This window comes from Enterobacter sp. R4-368 (assembly GCF_000410515.1).
Taxonomy (GTDB): Bacteria; Pseudomonadota; Gammaproteobacteria; order Enterobacterales; family Enterobacteriaceae; genus Kosakonia.
Genome location: NC_021500.1, coordinates 2,331,422 through 2,352,197 on the forward strand (window position 1 = coordinate 2,331,422; position 20,776 = coordinate 2,352,197).

General features: G+C 55.3%; 26 protein-coding genes and 1 pseudogene. 3 read left to right on the forward strand and 24 right to left on the reverse strand.

What is annotated here, in order from left to right; all coding sequences use genetic code 11:
- Nucleotides 1–10: 10 nt before the first annotated feature.
- The 13 genes and pseudogenes from H650_RS10865 to H650_RS10920 form a co-directional block, all read right to left on the reverse strand.
- Entirely contained in the window at nucleotides 11–2,482 is a 2,472-nt protein-coding gene (locus H650_RS10865; protein ID WP_020455314.1) for a phage tail tape measure protein, read from the reverse strand.
- Nucleotides 2,475–2,594 carry a GpE family phage tail protein gene (locus H650_RS10870; protein WP_020455315.1) on the reverse strand — a complete coding sequence of 40 codons (120 nt, stop codon included), beginning with the start codon at nucleotides 2,592–2,594 and terminating at the stop codon, nucleotides 2,475–2,477. Before H650_RS10870 ends, H650_RS10865 begins: the two co-directional genes overlap by 8 nt.
- A gap of 32 nt (nucleotides 2,595–2,626) precedes the next feature.
- Nucleotides 2,627–2,902: a phage tail assembly protein gene (locus H650_RS10875; RefSeq protein WP_020455316.1), complete on the reverse strand. Its 276-nt coding sequence runs from the start codon at nucleotides 2,900–2,902 to the stop codon at nucleotides 2,627–2,629.
- A gap of 61 nt (nucleotides 2,903–2,963) precedes the next feature.
- A complete protein-coding gene (locus H650_RS10880) occupies nucleotides 2,964–3,482 on the reverse strand; it encodes a phage major tail tube protein (RefSeq protein ID WP_020455317.1) in 519 nt (172 codons plus the stop codon).
- A 13-nt stretch (nucleotides 3,483–3,495) separates the two neighbouring features.
- A complete protein-coding gene (locus H650_RS10885) occupies nucleotides 3,496–4,686 on the reverse strand; it encodes a phage tail sheath protein (RefSeq protein ID WP_020455318.1) in 1,191 nt (396 codons plus the stop codon).
- 212 nt (nucleotides 4,687–4,898) lie between these two features.
- Nucleotides 4,899–5,024: pseudogene (locus H650_RS26115) on the reverse strand (DNA-invertase); the annotation flags it as partial.
- Between the two features lie 156 nt (nucleotides 5,025–5,180).
- Entirely contained in the window at nucleotides 5,181–5,762 is a 582-nt protein-coding gene (locus H650_RS10890) for a tail fiber assembly protein (protein ID WP_020455319.1), read from the reverse strand.
- The gene (locus H650_RS10895) at nucleotides 5,762–7,006 is read right to left on the reverse strand and encodes a phage tail protein (RefSeq protein ID WP_020455320.1); all 1,245 of its coding nucleotides are present in this window, start codon (nucleotides 7,004–7,006) and stop codon (nucleotides 5,762–5,764) included. Before H650_RS10895 ends, H650_RS10890 begins: the two co-directional genes overlap by 1 nt.
- Complete coding sequence (locus tag H650_RS10900; RefSeq protein WP_020455321.1) at nucleotides 7,003–7,614, reverse strand: phage tail protein I; 612 nt, start codon at nucleotides 7,612–7,614, stop codon at nucleotides 7,003–7,005. The genes H650_RS10895 and H650_RS10900 overlap by 4 nt, the downstream gene beginning before the upstream one ends.
- Entirely contained in the window at nucleotides 7,607–8,515 is a 909-nt protein-coding gene (locus tag H650_RS10905) for a baseplate assembly protein (RefSeq protein WP_020455322.1), read from the reverse strand. The genes H650_RS10900 and H650_RS10905 overlap by 8 nt, the downstream gene beginning before the upstream one ends.
- Nucleotides 8,516–8,519: 4 nt before the next feature.
- Nucleotides 8,520–8,867 (reverse strand): GPW/gp25 family protein, encoded by a 348-nt coding sequence (locus tag H650_RS10910; RefSeq protein ID WP_020455323.1) that lies wholly within the window; start codon nucleotides 8,865–8,867, stop codon nucleotides 8,520–8,522.
- Nucleotides 8,864–9,499: a phage baseplate assembly protein V gene (locus tag H650_RS10915; RefSeq protein ID WP_020455324.1), complete on the reverse strand. Its 636-nt coding sequence runs from the start codon at nucleotides 9,497–9,499 to the stop codon at nucleotides 8,864–8,866. The genes H650_RS10910 and H650_RS10915 overlap by 4 nt, the downstream gene beginning before the upstream one ends.
- Nucleotides 9,500–9,571: 72 nt before the next feature.
- Nucleotides 9,572–10,633 carry a patatin-like phospholipase family protein gene (locus H650_RS10920; RefSeq protein WP_020455325.1) on the reverse strand — a complete coding sequence of 354 codons (1,062 nt, stop codon included), beginning with the start codon at nucleotides 10,631–10,633 and terminating at the stop codon, nucleotides 9,572–9,574.
- A 93-nt stretch (nucleotides 10,634–10,726) separates the two neighbouring features.
- Between H650_RS10920 and H650_RS10925 the strand changes: the two genes are divergently transcribed.
- Nucleotides 10,727–11,680: a ComEC/Rec2 family competence protein gene (locus tag H650_RS10925; protein WP_020455326.1), complete on the forward strand. Its 954-nt coding sequence runs from the start codon at nucleotides 10,727–10,729 to the stop codon at nucleotides 11,678–11,680.
- A gap of 20 nt (nucleotides 11,681–11,700) precedes the next feature.
- On the opposite strand, the gene H650_RS10930 is transcribed toward H650_RS10925, so the two are convergent.
- The 11 genes from H650_RS10930 to H650_RS10975 all read right to left on the reverse strand — a co-directional run bounded on the left by H650_RS10930 (nucleotide 11,701) and on the right by H650_RS10975 (nucleotide 17,482).
- Nucleotides 11,701–12,153 (reverse strand): phage virion morphogenesis protein, encoded by a 453-nt coding sequence (locus H650_RS10930; protein WP_020455327.1) that lies wholly within the window; start codon nucleotides 12,151–12,153, stop codon nucleotides 11,701–11,703.
- Nucleotides 12,146–12,613 carry a phage tail protein gene (locus tag H650_RS10935; protein ID WP_044489490.1) on the reverse strand — a complete coding sequence of 156 codons (468 nt, stop codon included), beginning with the start codon at nucleotides 12,611–12,613 and terminating at the stop codon, nucleotides 12,146–12,148. The genes H650_RS10930 and H650_RS10935 overlap by 8 nt, the downstream gene beginning before the upstream one ends.
- Nucleotides 12,576–12,821 carry an Rz1-like lysis system protein LysC gene (gene lysC, locus H650_RS25940; protein WP_110093619.1) on the reverse strand — a complete coding sequence of 82 codons (246 nt, stop codon included), beginning with the start codon at nucleotides 12,819–12,821 and terminating at the stop codon, nucleotides 12,576–12,578. Before lysC ends, H650_RS10935 begins: the two co-directional genes overlap by 38 nt.
- Nucleotides 12,721–13,134 carry an Rz-like lysis system protein LysB gene (gene lysB, locus H650_RS10940; protein ID WP_020455329.1) on the reverse strand — a complete coding sequence of 138 codons (414 nt, stop codon included), beginning with the start codon at nucleotides 13,132–13,134 and terminating at the stop codon, nucleotides 12,721–12,723. Before lysB ends, lysC begins: the two co-directional genes overlap by 101 nt.
- Nucleotides 13,131–13,640: a lysozyme gene (locus tag H650_RS10945; RefSeq protein ID WP_020455330.1), complete on the reverse strand. Its 510-nt coding sequence runs from the start codon at nucleotides 13,638–13,640 to the stop codon at nucleotides 13,131–13,133. The genes lysB and H650_RS10945 overlap by 4 nt, the downstream gene beginning before the upstream one ends.
- Entirely contained in the window at nucleotides 13,624–13,860 is a 237-nt protein-coding gene (locus H650_RS10950; protein WP_020455331.1) for an HP1 family phage holin, read from the reverse strand. The genes H650_RS10945 and H650_RS10950 overlap by 17 nt, the downstream gene beginning before the upstream one ends.
- The gene (locus H650_RS10955; protein WP_020455332.1) at nucleotides 13,851–14,054 is read right to left on the reverse strand and encodes a tail protein X; all 204 of its coding nucleotides are present in this window, start codon (nucleotides 14,052–14,054) and stop codon (nucleotides 13,851–13,853) included. The genes H650_RS10950 and H650_RS10955 overlap by 10 nt, the downstream gene beginning before the upstream one ends.
- Nucleotides 14,054–14,557, reverse strand: coding sequence for a head completion/stabilization protein (locus H650_RS10960; RefSeq protein WP_020455333.1), 504 nt, complete (start codon nucleotides 14,555–14,557; stop codon nucleotides 14,054–14,056). Before H650_RS10960 ends, H650_RS10955 begins: the two co-directional genes overlap by 1 nt.
- Nucleotides 14,558–14,653: 96 nt before the next feature.
- Nucleotides 14,654–15,412, reverse strand: coding sequence for a phage terminase small subunit (locus H650_RS10965; protein ID WP_020455334.1), 759 nt, complete (start codon nucleotides 15,410–15,412; stop codon nucleotides 14,654–14,656).
- 3 nt (nucleotides 15,413–15,415) lie between these two features.
- Nucleotides 15,416–16,588 carry a phage major capsid protein, P2 family gene (locus H650_RS10970; protein WP_020455335.1) on the reverse strand — a complete coding sequence of 391 codons (1,173 nt, stop codon included), beginning with the start codon at nucleotides 16,586–16,588 and terminating at the stop codon, nucleotides 15,416–15,418.
- A gap of 36 nt (nucleotides 16,589–16,624) precedes the next feature.
- Nucleotides 16,625–17,482 carry a GPO family capsid scaffolding protein gene (locus tag H650_RS10975; RefSeq protein ID WP_020455336.1) on the reverse strand — a complete coding sequence of 286 codons (858 nt, stop codon included), beginning with the start codon at nucleotides 17,480–17,482 and terminating at the stop codon, nucleotides 16,625–16,627.
- Between the two features lie 177 nt (nucleotides 17,483–17,659).
- Here H650_RS10975 and H650_RS10980 point away from each other — a divergent pair, with 177 nt between their 5' ends.
- Both H650_RS10980 and H650_RS10985 read left to right on the forward strand, forming a co-directional pair.
- Nucleotides 17,660–19,429, forward strand: a complete 1,770-nt coding sequence (locus tag H650_RS10980; RefSeq protein WP_020455337.1) for a terminase ATPase subunit family protein — start codon at nucleotides 17,660–17,662, stop codon at nucleotides 19,427–19,429.
- A complete protein-coding gene (locus tag H650_RS10985; RefSeq protein ID WP_020455338.1) occupies nucleotides 19,429–20,466 on the forward strand; it encodes a phage portal protein in 1,038 nt (345 codons plus the stop codon). The genes H650_RS10980 and H650_RS10985 overlap by 1 nt, the downstream gene beginning before the upstream one ends.
- Nucleotides 20,467–20,776: the final 310 nt, after the last annotated feature.

Below are 20,776 nucleotides of genomic sequence, written 5' to 3' on the forward strand. Positions count from 1 at the left end.
CAGTGGTTCCTTATCCGTCAGTACGCATGTTCGCCCGTTCGCGGGCGCGTTTGTCCCGGTCGGCTTTCTCAACGGCATCCTGCAACTGACGCCCGAGGTCGCCGCCCGGCGCACCACCGTTATTCAGTGTGATGTTGTAATGGCTCTGCCGGTTGTCGGTGTACGCGTTCCCGGCACCGGGAGCGGTAACAGGCTGATACGACTGATAGCCGCCGTACGTGCTGGTTGCAGGTATATACCCGCCATTACTGATTGACGGGTTTTGCGTTGCACCGGCTTGCGCGGCACCGGCTTTTTCCGCCGTTTTATCGAGGTCGCCCGATTCCTTGTTAATGACGCCGAGTTTTTCCAGTACCCACTCAATCCCCGCGCGCAGTTTGTTGAACGCTTTAAGCGGAAACATCAGCGCATCAGCCAGACCCTGGCCGAATCGCATCCCGGCATCTTTACAGGCGTTGAGTTGCTCCTGAGACGATTTCACCGGCTCAAGCAGATTCGTAAACCAGTCCCATGCGGCTTTGAGCTTTTCCCCCAGCCAGTCAAACATCGGTTTCAGTGGTGAGAACAGTTCCCCGACCGGCGCAAACGCCGCCTTAAGCCCTTCAATCACGCCTTCAAAAAATGCCGAAATGGGCTCCCAGTATTTACGAATCAGCAATGCCCCGGCGACGATGGCGACGCCAATCGCGACAATCGGCCAGGTGAGCGCGCCGAGTACCGTCATGATCGCGCCACCCACGACGCTGAAGACAGTGCCGAGCACCCCGGCAATCGCAATGATGGCGTTGATACCGCTGATAACCGGGAACGCCACCAGACCGATTGCGCCAACAACCCCGATAATCCCGACGGCCACCGCCGCAATGGTGGTGAGCGTCTGCGCCAGCCCTTTGTTTTTCTGGATCCAGCCGTCGAGCTTGAGCACATACCCGGTAGCGGTTTGCACCAGTTTGCGAAGGGAGGATTCCTGCTGGTCAAAAAGGTCAGTACCGACCGCCTCATAAGCTGACTGGAATTCTTTGAAGTCGCCGCCGAGGTTGTCCTGCATGACTTTAACCAGTTCCTCGGTCTTGCCATCGGACGCCTTTAACGCCGCTGTCAGCGCGTCGAGTCTGCCGGATGCCGCACCCTGCAACAGGGCGTTGGCGGATTTCAGCGCCTCCTCACCAAAAATGGTTTTCAGGTATTCGCCCTGCTGGGCGTTACCCAGCTTGTGCTTCGCAAAGCTGGCGCTGATTTCTTTCAGGATGGTGAAGACAGGCCGCATGTTGCCTTTGCTGTCGGACGTCTTAATGCCAAGCTCTTTCAGGGCGGTGAACGCCTGCCCGGTGGGAGCCTGTAAACGACTGACAACCGCCGAGCTGCCCGTCCCGGCCATTGACCCGGTGATGTTGTTATCGTGCAGAACACCGGTCATCGCGGCCGCTTCTTCGAGGCTTACCCCCGCCGCGCGGGCAACGGGCGCCAGATACGTCATGGCGTCACTGAGCCCCTGAAAATCGGCGGCAGATTTATTCATCGTGGCTGACAGGACATCCCCGATGTGACCCACTTTGTCATTGGATAGCTGAAAGGCGCTTTTCGTCCCCAGGAGTAATTTTGCGTTCTCCTCCATCGTCTGCCGGTTGGCGAGCGACATATTGAGTGTGACGGGGGTCGCGGCCTGAATGGCAGCCGCATCGCCGCCCGCTTTGGCAATGATGATTTGCGCCCCGGCGGCATCATCAGCCGAGGCGGCAGTATTATCGCCGAGCTGGCGCGCCTGTTTACGCAGGGCGGTCATTTCTGCCGAGTCTTTGGCTACACCTAACGTCGCCTGGAGCTCAGAGTTTTTCTGCGCAAAATCAAATCCCGGCTTTAACAGTGCCGCACCGGCCAGTGTGGCGGTCGTGGCAATCCCGACACCGGCAGCGCCGACCGCCGCCGATTGACCGGCGAGCGCTTTTCCCGCCTGATAGCGCTGCTTAACCGCGCTCAGTTTGGCCTGTTGCGCACTGACGCGCGCCAGCGCCTCGCGCTGCCGGTTAAGTTGCGAGGTGGTTTCACCAATACTGGTTTTCAGGCGGCGCTCATCAGCGGCCAGCGTGCGCGTGTTGATGCCCGCCTGGCTGAGTTCCTGCCGTGTACGCTGTACCGCTTCACGCAGACTGTTATGTCTGAGCTGGAGCGCGGCGGCATTTTTGCGCGCGGCTTCCATTGCGGCGGCCTGTGCGCGGGTCGGGTTTTCGGTCTGTTTAAACGCCACGGCCAGCGCGGCGGCTTCCTGTTTCGCTTTCGCCAGCGACTGGCTGGTCACGGCAAGCTGTGCGCTGGTCTTGCGAAACCCCTCGATTCTGGATGCCTGGCTGTTGAGTTCACGTAATGTGGTTTGCGTCGCCCGGATATCGCCGGCCAGCGTTTTGCTGGCCTTTTCGATGGATTTTAACGGGCGGGTCGCCTGGTCAACAGCCCTGAGCAATACCTGTAATTTCACATCACTCATTGGTGTTTCCGCTTCGCTGGAGCGCTTTTTCGCGCCATGTAACGAGCTCGGTCAGGCTCAGGGGAAATAACTCCGATGGCGGCCAGTGAAAAATCACCGCGATATCCGCCATCAGGTCATCGACTGACAGGTCGGGCTGGAAGTTTACTGCGCCGAATTCGGCGACAAAAAACCAATCACCTTACCGGCCAGCGCCACAAGGTCAGGTAATTCAAGCGCGGCGACTTCCTGCTCGGTCAGTGACGGCGCAGTCACGCGTGGCAGCACTTTAATCAGCGCGTCGACGTCAGAGTTTGCCACCGAGGCCAGGCTGACACCGCGCAGCGTACCGGCGTTGGGTTTCATCAGCGTAATCTGGTCGATGACCTGCTCGCCGCGTTTGACGGGGTTTTCCAGGGTGATCACGTTTTCGTTCGTCATGGTGTTCTCTTCTTAATCGGGAATGGGGTTAACCGGCCAGCCTCGCTGACCGGGTGAAAAATTACAGGCCGATATTGCGGCGGTGCTGTTCCAGCCGGTCGGTGCCGTTCACTTTCTCAATCATGTTGAGCGTGTCGATTTCAACCAGCTCTTTACCGTCCATCGTCAGTTTGAAGTACGTGCAGATAACCGAGATTTTGGATTCGCTGTCTTCGCCCTGTTTACCTTCGCCGGTGTCGATCTCTTTCTGGCGGCCACGCATGACCACCTCAACGGCGACCGTTTCGCCGGTGTCGTCGCGCTGGTAGGAGCCCGCAAAACGAATCGGCACGGCATCGACGCCGGTTGCGCCGTACAGCTCCCAGATAGCGGAATCGGGGAAACCGCCGAGCGACCATTCCATCGACAGGGCATCATCATCGAGCCCCATATCGATGGGCGCGACGCCGTTCATCCCCGCGCCGCGATAGTTCTCCAGCTTGCGGGTCAGCTTCGGCAGGGTGATGGATTTGGCGACTCCCTGATAGCTGTAGCCATTCAGGAACACATTCATGTATTTGAGCTTGCGCGGCATTGCCATTTAGTCAGGCTCCTTATTTGCTGTTGACCGAGGAAACCAGCGTCGCCAGATATTTATCGGTGATGCGCTGGCGTAAGGTCAGGTTTTCCAGTGGGGGAACCGGCGTATAGTCATAATCGATATACAGTTTTCCGGCTTTCAGGGTCTCTTTGTCGTTGGCTTCTTCGTCAAACCAGCAGGTCGCATCGACGATGTAACCGTTGGTTTTTAGCTCGCGGAATTTGGCGTTGATGCCGTCGACGATATCGCGGATAAGCGTCGCGGTGATGGGCTTGTCGACCGCCCACATGTGCGCGGCGGCCATCGTGTCGGCGATAACCTGCGCGGTGCGGGTGTAATTCTCAAACAGGAATAACGGGTCATCCGAACAGGTGCGGTTACCCCAGAAACGAAAGCCATCCTTGCGAATCAGCGTTGTGACGCCCGCCTCGTTAAGCAAATCCGCATCGGTGCCGGGCTCCTGCAAATCCCAGAACACCGACGCACTGATGCCGGTCACGCCATTGACGCCGACGTTAGACAGGGTTTTATGCCAGCCGACCGACTGGTCGATGTAGGCGCGAAGACCGAGCGCGCGGGCGGTGGCGTATGCCGTGGTGGTTGCATTTTTCACGGTGTCCCAGGCGAGAAAATCCGGCCAGATAACCATTAATTCACGCTGGCTGAAATTGTCGCGGTACTTGATGGCATCAGAAACCGTTTTGCAGCCCCACGCACTGACGTAGCCGAACGCACGCAGCTTCTGACAAATCGGTGCAAGTGCGGTCGCCACTTCCAGCGTGTCAAAGCCCGGCACACCGAGAATGCGCGGCTTCACGCCGGTGACGGCTTCGGCGGTGAGCAGTGCCTTGAGGCCGGTGTATTTGCCGTTCTCGTCCGTGGTGCCGATGATGTTGGAGATCGTCTGCGCGAGCGCCTCCTCTTCATCATCACCGGTGCCCTCCGCGACACGCACAACGACAATCACCGGTTTTGCCTGGTCAGCAATAGCCTGTAAGGACGCTTCCAGCGTGCCTTTTTTACCGGCCTTTGCGATGGCGCTTTGCACGCTGGTAATCAGTACCGGCTCGTTAAGGGGAAAGGTCGCGGCATCGGCATCGCTGGCGGTGCAGACCATGCCGACAATGGCGGTCGAGACGGTGGAAATGACGCGTGTGCCGTCGTTAATTTCGACGACCTGCACACCATGATGAAAATCACTCATCCGTTTAACTCCGTGGTGTTGGGGTGAGTGTATTTTCCAGGCTGCGCGGGTGCGGGGCTATTTATTGGCGTTGGGGCAGGGATACAACAACTTTTTAAGCACTGGAGAAGGGAAGCCCCGCTTCTGGCGAAAAGAGTGGCTACCGGTATTTGAGTAAAGCGGCTCACACACTGTAGCGCGGCAAAAATATTCGCATCGAAAAACACAGGCGTAAAAAATAATAGCAACTTTTGCCGGGATTCACCGGCAGCGATAAGCCTACCCGTCTGAGCCCATTGCTCGGTTGTGAATTTCGGGCGTCTTCCCCCTGTCTTGCACTTAGCCCTGGCGGCAGCCACCTGGGTTTTATGCGACCAGGCCAGCACTTGAGAGTGTAGAAATTACTGATAAATTGTGGCTAGAACTACTGGCCGCACAGTTTGCAGGACAGCAAATTATTGCGGACGAATACGGGATGCCAGTTGCTGCTGATTTCCCACCAGCACCTGAAGCCACTACACATCCGGCCGGATAGGCCATACCGGTGCTGTTGTATCAACACGCATCAACAGCACGCGGTATTTTTTCCATTCTGATAATTCTGAGGTTTCTTTATCCGTTGCAACCTCTGTATCAACCGCATCCTGCCGCCATGAAATTTCTGCATTTGCTGTTGTCAGCAGGGCTGAACGAGTCAATTGAGCTGTAGCAATGGTGGCTGCATTTTGAGCGTCTTTGTCTGTCTCCCAGGCGGAGCCATTCCATGTATCGTAATCGGTGGAGGGGGGGATAACTGTTAGACTGTCATCAAGGTGGCCAAGAGTTTTAACAGTTACCTGGGTGCCAGTAGATTTTTCGTAAGCTATCGAATTTCGCAGGTCAATAACCTTTTCCCAGGATGAGCCATTCCAGCAGTAGGCGTATCCTGATTCTTTTGCCGGAGCCAGTGACAATGTTGAAAATCCGGGGATTCCGGTACCGGCGAAAATACGCACTTCGTAGGTTGCGATATGCTCGCCAGTGACAGGGTCAAAACCACTCACCGTAGCAATGTGCGTCTCTGTAGCATTGCCGTTTTTATCGAATAAACCAGCCATTATTTAGCCCTCACAATCATATTCCATGCGACGTTTCTAACCCGGTTCTCTGATGCGGTGGGGACATACAAAGATGCATCAAACTTTAACCCGTTAGTTATCGTGCCTGTGCTGGTCGCTATCTGCGGGTATTGACTGCCTGTATTCTTCGTCACTGCGCCACCAAATCCATTCTCGTAATAGCCACCGGTAATGGGGGACCATGTCCCAACGATGTTGCGGATCGCATCTTCTTGTGAAGACATTAAAACGCGTGCGATGTCGATACCCCGCGCATTATCCCACCCACGGGGAACATAGCCGCGCATGTCAGCTGGCAGTTTGTTGGTTGGGTGCAGCTGCGCCAGAAGAGGATATTTGACAGCATCGAATGACTGCCCCATGTATGGAATAAATTCCATTCCGCAATCAGTCCAGATTTCCTGGGGCATTTCCGAGCGCGGCCAGTGAACCAGTTCGCCGATCATTGGCGCACCATATTTTAAGTTTCCCAAACCGAGGTATTCCAGAATTGCAGCAGCACTCTTCCCCGACAAATCAGTCAGCGTTTTATCAAGCGGCTGTTTTTTTGCCAGCTCCCCGGAAACCAGTGCGGCAATGGCTGCCTGAACAAACGCCGTATTAGCGAGTTGGGTGTCGTTTGATGCCTGTGCCGCCGTCGGCGCTTTCGGTGTACCGGTGAATACCGGGCTGGCAACCGGCGCATACTGCTTATGCGGGTTGGTGTCGGCAACATGTTGTTTCATCAGGTTATCGGTATAGTTTTTCACCTCGATAGCCTTGTCATCGGCATACTGACGCGTCGCCAGTACAACCGACGGGTCGATTTTCAGTGTGACGGCAGCGGTCGAGGAGACTATCAGCACCATGCGGATGGTCTGGGTGCGCCCGCTCCCCTCCTGCAACTGCGGCTTGTAGGTTTCCGGGCAGTTGGCGACCGCAATTAACACGCCGTTATCGTCATACAACCCGATTTCCCGGATCCAGAAACCGCCCTCGTTTTCGGGGATAACCTGCTCGGCAATAATCTGGCTGGTATTGCTGGCGTCAACGCTCAGCATATTCAGCGGGGCGATGCGTTTCTGGTTAACCAGCTTCGTTTGCGTGGCGTCCGGCGTCGGCAAGGTGCCGTTGCCATCGCCCACGGCCATTTGCGTGATATTGAGCTTAGTCCCGAGCGCGGTGGCGTTTGCCAGCAGTGCCGCGCCCTGGTTGGTCAGAATGGCAAAGAATTTCGCGGTCATGCGCTTACTCTCACGTTGTCGATAAAATGAATGGCCGAGGCCGGGAAATATTCCCCGCCGCCGGTGATGTCCTCAGGTAAATACGGATAAACGACCAGCGTGTCTCCGGCATAGCTTCCCGCGTCGACGTAACACTCGCCCGATGTGCTCAGACTGATGGCAAGCCCGGTCAGGTGACGGCTGGCGGGTTTGGCATCATCAATAAGCCGCTCCAGTTCCTGATACATCTCATCGGTGATGCCGCCGTCGAGCACGCCCACCACCAGGCGAAACGTTCCTGGCTCCTCGTTAAGCTCCCACCACTCGCGCACCTCGATAAGAAAACCGAGCGGCTCCACCACGCGACGCAGGGCGCTGATGGTGCCCTTGTGCTGATGGACAAAAAACGAGGCCGCTATCACCCGGCGTTTCGTGGCTTCCGGCCAGTCAGCGTCCCACCGGTCGACAGACAGCGCCCACGCCAGATAGGGCAATAGCGCCACCGGGCAGGTCTGCGGATTCCACAGGGTACGCAGCGGCACCGGGACGCGGGCAATTTCAGCCGCTGCGGCAGCGGCGGCCACCTCCAGCGGTGACGAGCCGACGGGTAACAGCCGGTCACTATTCATCATTCCCCCCGGCGGTGATGCTGTACCCGGTGCAGTAAGACGCCTGATGTTTGCCGAGCACGATGTCGCCTGGCGGCGCGCTCAGCTCCACGCGCTGGACACCTTCAACATGCAGCGCGGCATAAATGGCAGACCGGCGAACGTCACGCCCCAGCCGGTGCTGCGCGGTGATATAGGCTTTCAGTTTCTGCTCAGCCGTGGCGCGAATGGGCTCCGCTTCGGGGCCAGGGTAAAACCAGAGTGTGGCGGCCACTTCATACGGCACAATCTCAGCGGCCTGCACCGTCACGCGGTCGCCCACCGGGCGCACGTCCTCGGCGTTAAGCGCCTTTTCCACCACGGCCAGCAGGTCACCAGTGGCGGTGCCGTCCCCCTCGCGGGCAAGCACGGTGATGGTCACACAGGCCGGTGTCGGACTTTCGACAGAAATATCCGCGACACGTCCGTCGGCGCTGCGCCCGTGGTATTCATAGGCACCGACCGGACCGGCCACGCTCAGCCCCTCAAACGCCTGCTGGGCGCGCAGGCGCAAATCGGCATCGGACTCCATTACCGCCGCCACCGGCGGGATGGCGGTATCGTCTGCCGGGGTGATGGTCAGACGCGCTGTGTTGTTGTTCGCGGCCATCACATCAAGGTCGCTCCCCTCAGCACTTGCCAGCGTCACCGCGCGGGCGGCTTCGTTGACGCGCTGACGCCAGATAACCTCCCGGTAGGCGTTCTCTTCCAGAAACTTGGTCAGCGGCTCGGATTCCAGCGCCAGCGTGCGGGCTACCGCGTCCTGTTGCTCCGCCGGAAACAGCGAAACCAGTGTCGCCTTGCGCTCGGCGAGAATGCTCTCGTAATCCAGCGCCTCAACCACATCCGGCGCGGGGAGCTGGCTTAAATCAACAATCGGCATGGTGTTAGCTCACAGGGATGGTTAACGAAAGGGCGTCGCCAGTGCTGGCAATCTCGCCGGTCAGGCTGACCACCATGCGGCCATCAGGCTGACGCTCCGTGGTCACTGCGCTTAAGGTGATGCGCGGCTCCCATTTGAGCACCGCGAAATAACAGGCGACCTTGATTTGCAGCTCCAGCGCTGGGGTCTGCGGCTGGTCAATCATGGCGGATAACAGCGAGCCATAATCCCGGCGCATCACGCGCGAACCGACCGGCGTTCGCAGGATATCGCTGAGGCTCTGGCTGATATGTTCCGCGTCGGTGATTGTCCCGCCGGTGCTGCGGCTCAGACCGATATAACTGGCTGTCATAGTGGCGCTCCTGTCGTGCCGCCGCTGTCGCCGGGGTGTTTGTGGGTATGCAGCACTTTGCCGTTAGATGACAGCGCACCGCCGCTGTGTTCGATGTCGCCGCGCAGGGTGCCACCTCTCCGCACTTCCAGCGACCCGGTGATGAGCTTGTTTGTACAAACCACCTCCGGCGTATCGAGCGTGATGCGCGTTGAGGCTTTGACCGTTACTACCGGCACAGTGGCGGTGAGGGACTCGGATGCTGTGACGTCGGCGGTTTTGATGCCGCTGACGGTCAGGGCGCTGGTCTCGGGTTCATACTCAATAACCGCGCCGTCAGGGAAAGCAATATGCAGGGCATCCGCCGAGGCCGACGGGGCGGGATTCTCATCGGAAAAAATACCGGGCAGCACAAACGCGGTATCAAGCTCGCCGCCGACGGCAAGGATTAACACCTGTTCACCGACAGACGGAGCCCACCATGTACGGGAACGACCGGCGCGCTGGGTCAGCCACTGGAGCCAGTCGGTAATAATGCCGCCGGTCTGCACACGGCAGCGACCGGCATTGAGATCGGTTTCGACCACGGTGCCGGTGCGTACCATATTGCGAATAGCGCGGGCAAGTTCGTTAATGTTTGCTGGTATGTTCATAAACACAAGTTTTATGCACAACACACAGCAATGGAATTGAATTAAGTTATGAGGCCATTCATACAACACACTTCAAAAGGACGTCATCTTTTCTTTCAAAATTTGATAACCCATACCAGCTATTGCATCAAAATCGTCACTATTAAATTTATTCAATGATGTTGGGTAATGAGAAATCCTTCTCCCATCAGGAAGCGTTTTATTATAATTAACATCATTAATATGAATAAAATAACCAGCACCATTATTACGCATTACATATTTTACAAATGTCCTGACCCTCAAGGCTCTGGATTGCTCAGAAATAATATCCATTATTCTTTTCAATCTCCATGGATTTAAATTCCAATATGTAAACCCAAACTGAAGAGGTGCACTTGCGTCAGAACAAATAATAAATTCCACATCTTTTTTCGCTGTAGCTGAACTTTGGTCAAAAAATGGCTCAAGACCTAAATTATCGTATACACCTCCATCATAAACCCTTAATTTTGATGTCTGTAAAATAACATCTTGGATACTATCATCGTCAGCACCCCATTCTTTCTTTTTCCATGAGTAGTCTTTTGCATTTAAAGAAAACGGACCAATACCTCCAGGGAAAGCAGCAGAGACGGACAATGCATCAGCTAATAAAAAGTCACCAGCAGAAGCGTAACCAGTAAGATAATCACCAATACTATCTCTCTTGAATCGAAACCTTTTACCATTCTCTGCTGTAGTGCCGTTTATTGACCACTCTGGCTTTTCAGGCAACTGTGATAAAGTTGCATTTACACCCCATTCCTTTTGCAAAGCAAGTGAGACCAAATTTGCCCTTGAAAGTAAATAGCCCCAGTTCATTGGATTTATTAATTGCCTTAAAGATTGCATTATCAAACTATTTCTACATAAATGTTCTCTTAAAAGATAATAGATACTTTCATTATATTCTTTTGAGGTTGGCCACTTGTAATTATTTAATTTAAATATCAAACCAATAAGAAGACTCCCCCCGGACACAGTGGAAATTTTGTCGATGTTTTCAAAACCTTTTGATTCAGCAAGGCATTTCAACATACCAGAGTGAAAAGCTATCGCCCTGGTTCCACCACCCGATAAACATAATGCGATTTTTTTCTGACGAAATCTCATAAAAAATTCCTTTTTTGATCTAAATCAATTGATTATAGTTCTTTCTAAACTATATCCTATTGACATGGCTACCGACAATTACCGAGATGAATAATGGCAGCAGAAGTTAAACAAACCCGCTTTAGATCCTTTATGTTAGGTGAAACAGGGGGGTCTTACTCATATTTTGATGGAAAACATTTCACTTTAATCGAGGCTCGTCTTAATGACATCAACAGACAAAGTGTCTACGAGGAAATGGGACATTGTGCCGTAACGAAAATCGATTGCCTACATATTACGTCTTGGGACAAGGATCATTGCAAATACTCTGAACTAGATGAAATACTCTTATCACTTAAACCACAAAAAATAGAATATCCGGGATATGAGCCTCATACTGAAAACGGTATTGACTGTTTAGAACTTATAAAAAGCTACAAAAGAAAAAAATCACAAGCAAACAAAAATGTAAAAGTAATTTCTATATCTCCAAATTACATTTCCTCCTTAGGTAAAGCTAGCTCACTAAAATACAATGACATTTTATACAACCCATTAGACACCAATACTGACAATGCAAACAATAAATCGACAATAAAATTTTTTAGAACGGGGTCGTTTAATGTGTTGAGTCTGGGTGATGTTGAGGATGAAAACATTGCATCTTATCTAAGAGAAATGAACATCATCAGAAATGAGGTGGATGTAATGATTATGGCCCATCATGGAGCCGACAATGGATTTACAACATCAGCCTTCATCAAGAAGATAAAACCATTAGTAGCAGTTGTAGGCTCAAATTATGGAAATCAATATCAACATCCTAGACAAGAAATTAGAAACCTACTCCATGAAGAGGGTGTTAAATTATTCACAACAAAGACCGGTGACGTTATTATTCACTCTATAAAAACGCACACTGGTGAGTTTAGAGTAAATAACTACAAAACAAGCAATACCGATATTAGTAGCACTGTTGAATTCACATCAAAAAAGAGAGCGTTGTTAAAAAATAACGAAGACACATTAAACGCCAGAAGAAAGAAGTTCAACAGAATATTTTAGCCTCTAACAAGAGGCTCTTTTTACAACAACGATAAAAGATGTGATAGCTCATCGATTATCATCTTTTTCTCATCAGAAGCGTATCCTAGCAAGACCCTTGATTCATATTTTATAATATGTTTGTAAGGTGATTGTTTTTCTCTTAATCCATACTGATGTACACGCGCGATGCGCTGCACCTTCCCGGTAAACTCCACCACTGCCGCGCTGTCATTACCGCTGGCTTTCATATAGCGATTAGTGCGCAGCTTCGCGAACATCTCCCGCTTAATCCGGCCTTTCTTTGCCCGCAGTGGCTGGCGTTTGCGCGGGGTATATGCCGTCCCGTCAGGGGCTTTTTGCGATTTAATCCGCTGTTGCTGGCGCTGGCGCAGCTTCTTCGCAATATCGACAGTCAGACGCCGACGGCCAGCGGGCGAAAGGGCAGCAAGCAGCCCCGCGAGCTTATCGTCGAAGGGCTTAAACTCATCCATTCCACTGACTCACCAGTTCACCATTGATATAAAACTTATCCGGGCGCGTCACCGGCTCCGGTAGTGGCGGTTCCGGGATGCACCGCACATGCAGCGCCGCGCCGACTTCCTCAACGAGCGTTCGCTCGGTGAGTAACAGGCTGATACTGATATCGAAACTGCTGTCGTTGTTGATATCGGCCTCGAAAATAAAGCCTTTTTTCCGCCCGGTGTCGGTGCTGAGAATATCGGGCTGATGCTCACGCAGCCAGGCCAGCACCGGCACGAGGATCAAATCAAAATCGCCGGTAAAATCGGTCACCACCACATTCAGTGTGTACTGTTTTTCAAACGACAGCGAGGTCGCCAGCGTGGCGGCAATATTGCCGCTGTCCACATACAGGCGCAGCATATCGGGGTTAGCTGCCAGCACCGGCGCGGCATTAGTCAGGGCTTTTCGCAGACTGTCGGGTTTGAGCATCGATATCATCCTGGCATTGTTTGACGGTTTCGACCTGAAGCGCGCAGCTTTCTAACGCCCGCTCAAGGTTGCGGATATCCGCGCTTAAATCGCCGTTAGTGTGTGGATCACTTCCCGGCATCGGGCAAAGGCTCACCTTCGGGCAGCCGTTGTAAACAATCACCGGCGCTGGCGCAGGCGGCGCGCTTGTGCAACCGGCGCACAGCATCAGGCAAATCAGCGCTGTACCAGCGGCGAAAGGCTTCGTTTTCATTGAGCAACCTCGTTATGGTCTGTTCCCGCCGGGCTTCGCGCTCACCGGCGGCATTCAGTTTCTGGCGTAAATCCACCTGCGCCCGTTCGTTTTTATCTGCACGGTCACTGGCAACAATGAGCTGGTTTTTCAGCATGCCAATCGTCGTTTTCTGCTCGCTGGCGACGCGGCTGGCTTTATCAAAAGACTCGCGAAGAGTGCCGTTTTCATGGCGCAGCCACAGCAGGCCGACGACGGTCAGAATCAGCAACACGATTAGCGTTTTCATTCTGCCCCCTTAAGGCAGTAATCCCGCTCGCGCTTGCGGCGGTTTTCCAGCCCGGTATTTCTGACGCCATCGATATAGACCCAGCGCGGGAGCTGGTCACATGCCTGTTGCCACTTTTTCTGGTTCAGGAAATAGACCAGCGTCGACTTACACGCCGCGCCGGTGCCGACGTTAAAGGCGAAACTGACCACGGCGTCGTAAACCTGCGGCGGCATGTCGACCGGCGCACAGACCGCAAGACGGCGCTCCGTATTCAGCACGTCAGCGACAAGATTTTTTGCCGCTTCACGCTCCGTGATATCGCGTTTCGGCGCGACCCCGGCAGTGTGGCCGATGCCTGATGTCCATACCCCCGCGCTGCACTGGTAGGGACGCAGACGGCACCCCTCAAGGTCTGCCAGCAGGGCGAGCCCGTCCGGGGAGGTACGGAGTAAACGAAAATCAGGCAACAGTGCCGCCAGTGCCAGCACCGCGACCACACTGCAACGCTTAACGATTGATGACATTGTTAATCTCCTTACTGCTCAGGGCGTTCTGTCCGAGCTGTAGCGCTAACAGCGCATAGCTTTTGCGCCGGTAATACCAGTTCACCCCGACGGTCGCCACGACGCCCAGCGCGCCGAAATACGCGGCAAAATCCTGCGGCGTCATGGCACCAAAGAAGGTCAGCGCGACGCTTATCCAGTAGGCGAGCGAGGAGGTGATTTTTTCCATACTCAGTCCCATAAATTCACCGTTTCCTGTACGGGCGCGGCCTGAATCTCCGGCAGCTCAATCGCCGTGCCGTAAGGCAGTACCGCACCAAGTTCGGCCAGCCCCGGATTGGCAGCGAGCACCGCCTCGAATACCCCCTCAGTACACCCGTAATGGCGGGCGCAGATGACATCGAGCGTGTCACCCTGGTGCGCGATGACCTTCATCAGATTTGCCCCACGATGCAGCGCGGTTTGTCCTGAATACGCGCCACTGACCAGCGCATGTCCCGCCACAGCTCATCAATCGTGGTATCGATGCTGTCGGCTTTTTTATCGCCTTTCGCGCTTGCATCCACGCCGCGATAACGCTCATACAGGGTGGCGGTTGCCATTGCACACACGGCGCGCTGGTAATGAAAAACCCGCGTGCTCTCGCCGTCGATATCATCCGATGGCACATCAGCCAGGCGCGCAAAGCCCGCCTTAATCTGGCTTTCGCGGTATTCAAAAAGCTCCGCATTCGTCTCGGCAATGCCGGTTTTGATGGCATGGCGCAACCGCGCCGGGGCGATAGTCTGCTCAAGGCGCATCAGCTCGCGCACACGCTTCGGCTCGATATCGGGAAAGAAAAACGTATTTTTAATCACCGGCTCGTCGCCAGCGGGCGGCGGGATGACCACCGTGTTATCCGGCGGTGCATCGGTTTTATTAATAATCAGCGTCATCATGACTACCTCTGAAAAGGCGGGCGGTGGACGCCGGTCGCAGATAAGGTGAAACTCCCACTTTGACCGGCGTGCCGCCCTGGCGCGGGGCGCATTCTGTTAACCGGCGTTTTTGCGGGGGCGTCCCCGCCCGCGTTTCGCCGGTGTGGCTGTTTTTTTCTGTGTCGCCGCTTTCGCGGGCGCTTTCGGCGCGGGTTTTGCGACAACAGGTTTTGGATTCAGCTCGCGCGTGAGCCGCTCGATGTCCTTACGTACTCCGGCGTTGCGGTCGAGCTGGATCGCGCGTTGCAGATGGGTCATGGCGTCAGCGAGCTGACCGGCATCGCGCAGTGTCAGACCGGTGACCTTGTGCAGCCGGGCGCGCACTTCATCGGGCATGTCGGCTTTCGCGGTCATACTGATGATGTCGAGAAGGATGGCCGCACTGACCGGCTGACCGGCATCGCGGGCGCGCAGGGCAGCGAGCGCCACCTCTTCGGCCAGCATGTAAGGCACGGTGCGCGCATGATTTTCCGGCATCGACAGGTTGTAGCGCAGCGCATAGCGGGCGATTTCCAGCGCGCCGGAAATGTCACCGGCATCGAGACGCCACAGCATGACCGTCATTAAAATGGCATCCTGCGCGCCGGTGCCGTTCTCCAGCACGCCCGTGACCCACGGCAGATAAAACGGCAGCAGCTCGCGCTTTTTGTCAGCTTTACGCTCTTTCGAATGGATTTCTTTCAGCGTCCGGCGGTCTGCGGCCAGCTTAACGAGCATCTGCTCGTAAGCGGTGGCATGGCGCAGCGGGGCGTTCTCCCGCTGCGCGGCCAGCATGGCCGAGACCCGCATCGCATGACGCTGTGCGGGGCTCGCCATCGGTTACGCTCCTTCGCCGGTGGTGGAAGTTTCCGACCCGCCAGCAGGTGCGGCGTTATCAGCCATCAGGGTTTTCATGGCGTCGACGATTGCCGCCGCAAACACGGTGGCGGTGGTGCCTTCCGGGGTTACCTCTTCTTCCGGCTCAAGGATTTCGATGTTTTCAATCAGGCAACCGGCTTCGTAGTCTTCAATCACAAAGTCGACTTTCACCTGCTCGTAGTTTTCCACCTGGTCGAGCTTCGGATTCTCGATGATGTGGCGGCGGTGGCCGTCCTCGTACAGATAAATCGAGAGGTTATCCAGCGTGGTGATCAGAATGCTGTTGGCCGGGAAGAACGGCGCGCGCACCGCCTGTAACTGGCCGATGGTTTTCTGGCTGATAATCAGCTCCCCGGCCAGTTGCTCGGTGTTCGGCTGAAATTTGTTGATCATCGGGAAATATTTGTCGGTCAGGATGCGACGCCCGCAAACTACCACCATTTCCGGGTTTTCGCGGTGGATTTCAGCAATCAGCGTCTCGTGCGCATCCATCACCAGTGCGTCGAGGTTTTTGTAATGCCCTTTCTTGCCGACCTTGATGGTCGTGGAAATGACAGCCCCGGTGTCATCGACGACCTTATCCATGACGCGAGCCGGTGCATCGTTGCGGTACTTCTGCAACCAGCCGGTGGCCACATCCTGCAACAGCGGGTTTTTCTGGCGGTCTGAGGTTGGCGCACGGCTTACGCCGTTAAAGCCGATGGTGATGTAGTCCAGCGCCTGGCGCTTGACGATCGCGTCGCGGATACGGGTCTGAAAGTCCTGGAAACGCGCCCACAAATCGAGCTTGTTGTACTTCATGTGAAAATCGAAGTTCACCGGCTGACAGAAATAGCGGTAAGCGTCCATTTTCGAAAAATCGGCGGTCTTGCGCTCCACGCCGTTCGACGTGTCGGCGGTACTGGCAATCGTGCCGTTGACGTCGATGCCGATTTTCTCCTCGGTCAGCTCGCCGACCACCACCATGTTGATTTTTTGCAGGAACGAAGAGGACTGCTGAATCTTGTCAAACAGCGTCTGCGTCACTGACGGCTCAACGCTGAATTTCTTGCTCAGGTCTTCCACGCCGACGCCGTTCAGCTCAGCGAGACGGGTCAGGTAGGCATTAAATTTAAAGCGGGTTTCTTTACGCATTATTTCTTTTTTCCTGTGATGAAAGAGGGAGGCCGGTTAGCAGTCGGTCAGCGCGGCGGTCGCACCGTCGCCGCCGGTGCTCAGTTTCCGGCGCGGCTGCGTGTTACCCGGCGTTTTGTCCAGGGTGGCGGTGATCGCACTGAATTGCTCAGTGGTTTTGCTCGCCTCATCAGCCACGCTTTTCTTAAGCGCGGTGAGCTCGGTCTCCAGCGAGGCGAAACGCGTTTCGGCGTTGTCCTGGCTGGTCTGGACGCGCTCCGCAATCGTGGTCACGGCTTCGTGGACGTCATTAAAACGGGCATCGTCGGAGGACTGGCGGCGGCTGAAAATGGCTTTCACCGAGTCGGTCAGCTTGTTCAGCAGAGTTTCGGGCGCGTCCTCGAATTCCAGCTCGGCCAGGGTGGCAACAGAGAACAGATTTTCCGGGCTGGACTTGAAGCGCTGGAGCGGGTTGTGTTTTGCAGTGCGGCAGAATTCCAGATATTCGGTGCCGAGGCTTGCCGGGTCATCGGTAACGGCGAGGCCAACCAGATAGCATTTGCCGCTGTTGGCGAAATTCGGCTGAATTTCCATTGAGGTATAAACTTTCTGGCCTTTCGCCACCATATCGACCAGCGTGTCGAGCGGGGCAATTTTGCCGAACAGCGCCAGCTTGCCGTTAAGCGCGGAATCGTCCTCGATTTTCTCCGCTTTCAGCTCAACCACATCCCCGTAACGGGCAAAAACGCCGTCAGGCAGCAGGCCGCGCAGGTGTTCAAGGTTGATGCGGCAGCCGTAGACACGCGGGTCGAATGAATCGGCCATTTCCTGAATATCGGCCGCGCTGATAATGCGCCCGTCGCAGGTGTCACCCTCGACGCCGATACGAAAGAATTTTGAGACTTTTTTTGCCATCGTCAGCAGTCCTGATTGTGTGTGAAGGAGTCACGTTGATTTCGGGGGCTAGTTTCCAGGCTCGTCCGCTGGTTCGCCATCAGTCACGGATGGCTTGCCCCCTGCACATCAGCGCCTTAGCGAATCGCCGGTCGCGCTTGAGTAGCCTTGCCCTGTATCCATGACGGCGAGGCAGGCATGACCATCACCACCGACACCACACTTTTAAACGACCCGCGACGACAGGCGGCGCTGTTGTACTGGCAGGGGTTTTCCGTGCCGCAAATCGCGGAAATGTTGCAGACCAAACGCCCGACGGTGCAGAGCTGGAAACAGCGCGACGGATGGGACGACACCGCCCCGTTAGACCGGGTGGGAAATACACTGGAGGCGCGGTTAATCCAGCTCTATGCCAAACCGGAGCTGACCGCGCACGATTTCAAGGTTGCTGATTTTCTGGCGCGCCAGATGGAGCGCTTTGCGCGCATCAACCGTTACGGCCAGACCGGCAACGAGGCCGACCTGAATCCGAACGTGGCGAACCGCAACAAGGGAGAGCGCAGGAAGCCGAAAAAGAATTATTTCAGCGAGGAAGCCATCGAAAAACTGGAAGAGATTTTCTTAGACCAGTCTTTCGATTATCAGCTCGGCTGGCACAAGGCCGGGCTGGAGCACCGCATCAGGCACATACTCAAATCCCGCCAGATTGGCGCGACGTTTTATTTTGCCCGCGAGGCGCTGTTACGCGCCCTGCAAACCGGCCAGAACCAGATATTTTTATCTGCATCGAAAACACAGGCTTATGTGTTCCGAAAATACATCATCGCCTTTGCGCGCCTTGTCGATGTTGACCTGTCAGGCGACCCGATTGTGATAGGCAATAACGGCGCGGAGCTGTTATTTCTCGGCACCAACTCAAACACCGCGCAGAGCCATAACGGCGACCTGTATGTCGATGAAATTTTCTGGATCCCCAACTTCCAGAAACTGCGCAAAGTGGCGTCCGGCATGGCGTCGCAAAAACACCTGCGCACGACCTATTTTTCGACACCTTCCTCACTCGGTCACGGTGCGTATCCGTTCTGGTCGGGCGACCTGTTTAACCGGGGGCGCGCCAGTGCCAGCGAGCGGGTTGATATCGATATCAGTCACGCGGCGTTAGCGCGCGGCGTGGCGTGCGCAGATGGTCAGTGGCGGCAGATTGTCACCATCGAGGACGCGCTCGCCGGGGGCTGTACCCTGTTTGACCTGGATGCACTGCGGCGGGAAAACAGCGCGGATGACTTCCGTAACCTGTTTATGTGCGAGTTTGTCGATGACAAGGCATCGGTGTTTCCGTTCGAGGAGCTGCAACGCTGCATGGTCGACAGCATGGAGGAATGGACGGATTTTCAGCCATTCGCCGACCGGCCATTCGGGCATCGCGTGGTGTGGATTGGTTACGACCCGTCACACCGTGGCGACAGCGCCGGGTGCGTGGTCATCGCGCCGCCGGTGGTTGCCGGGGGCAAATTCCGCATTCTGGAGCGCCACCAGTGGAAAGGGATGGACTTCGCCACACAGGCCGAATCCATTCGCGAGCTCACGCAAAAATACAACGTGGAATACATCGGCATCGACTCAACCGGGCTCGGTCAGGGCGTGTTCCAGCTTGTGCGCTCGTTTTACCCGGCAGCGCGTGACATCCGCTACACGCCGGAAATGAAAACCGCAATGGTGCTCAAGGCAAAAGACACCATCACGCGCGGTTGTCTCGAATATGACGTCAGCGCCACAGATATCACGCAGTCGTTTATGTCCATCCGTAAAACCATGACCAGCAGCGGGCGCAGCGCCACTTATGAGGCCAGCCGCACCGAGGAAGCCAGCCACGCGGATTTAGCCTGGGCGACCATGCACGTACTGATTAACGAACCGCTAACCGCCGCGACCGGCCAGTCGTCATCTTCCATTCTGGACTTCAACTGATGAGCAAAAATAAAAAGCAAAAATACACACCGAAACCGCGCCAGCACACCGCCGCGCCCGCACAGAGCATGGAGGCGTTTACCTTCGGCGAGCCGGTGCCGGTGCTCGACAGGCGCGAAATTCTCGATTATGTCGAATGTGTCCATAACGGCCAGTGGTACGAGCCACCGATAAGTTTTTCCGGCCTGGCGAAAAGCATGCGCGCCGCCGTTCACCACAGCTCGCCGGTGTACGTTAAACGTAATATTCTGGTGTCGACGTATATCCCGCACCCGCTGTTATCACGTCAGGATTTCAGCCGCTTTGCGCTTGATTATATGGTGTTCGGTAACGCCTTTATTGAGGAGCGGCGGAGCTACACCGACAAGCCGGTTAAATATGAAACCTCACCGGCAAAATACACCCGGCGCGGCGTGGAGGAGGATACCTACTGGTATATTCAGAACTTCACGAAACCGCATCCGTTTGCGCCCGGTTCCGTGTTCCACCTGCTGGAGCCCGATATTAACCAGGAGATTTACGGGATGCCGGAATATCTCAGCGCGCTTAATTCGGCCTGGCTGAATGAGTCGGCGACGCTGTTCCGCCGCAAGTATTACCAGAACGGCGCGCACGCGGGTTACATCATGTACGTCACGGATGCCGCGCAAAGCAGCACTGACGTCGAGGCGCTGCGCAAGGCGATGCGGGATTCGAAAGGGCTCGGTAATTTTAAGAACCTGTTTTTCTACGCGCCGAACGGAAAAGCCGACGGCATTAAAATCGTGCCACTGAGTGAAGTCGCCACAAAGGATGATTTTTTTAATATCAAGAAAGTGAGCGCGGGCGACCTGCTTGACGCGCACCGCATCCCGTTCCAGTTGATGGGCGGCAAACCAGAGAATGCTGGCTCAATCGGGGACGTTGAGAAGGTTGCAAAGGTCTTTGTACGCAACGAACTGATACCGCTGCAATCGCGATTCCTGGAGCTCAACGAATGGGCGGGCGAGGAGATCATCAGGTTTCAGAAATACACACTCGAACCCGACAACGAATAGCCCACCACTGCCGCCGCAGGGCGGCTTTTTAATGCCCCTCACCAGACCTCGCCAGCGCCCGCACACGGCGCGCATTATTCTCCCGCTCCCCTTGCTCATCATCAGCCATTGAATGGCAACGCCGCCTCGCTGACGGGCTGGAAAATAAAAATAAATAACGCCCCCGGCGCGCAGTGCTTTCCCCGCCTCGCCTGCCCGCTTTATGGGTCGGTTTTAATGCAGTTGCATGACCCTTCCCAGCCCGCCTCCGCTGTGGGGCTGACCGGGAAAACATACTTAAAAATTAAACGCGAAATAATGCGTAAAGATG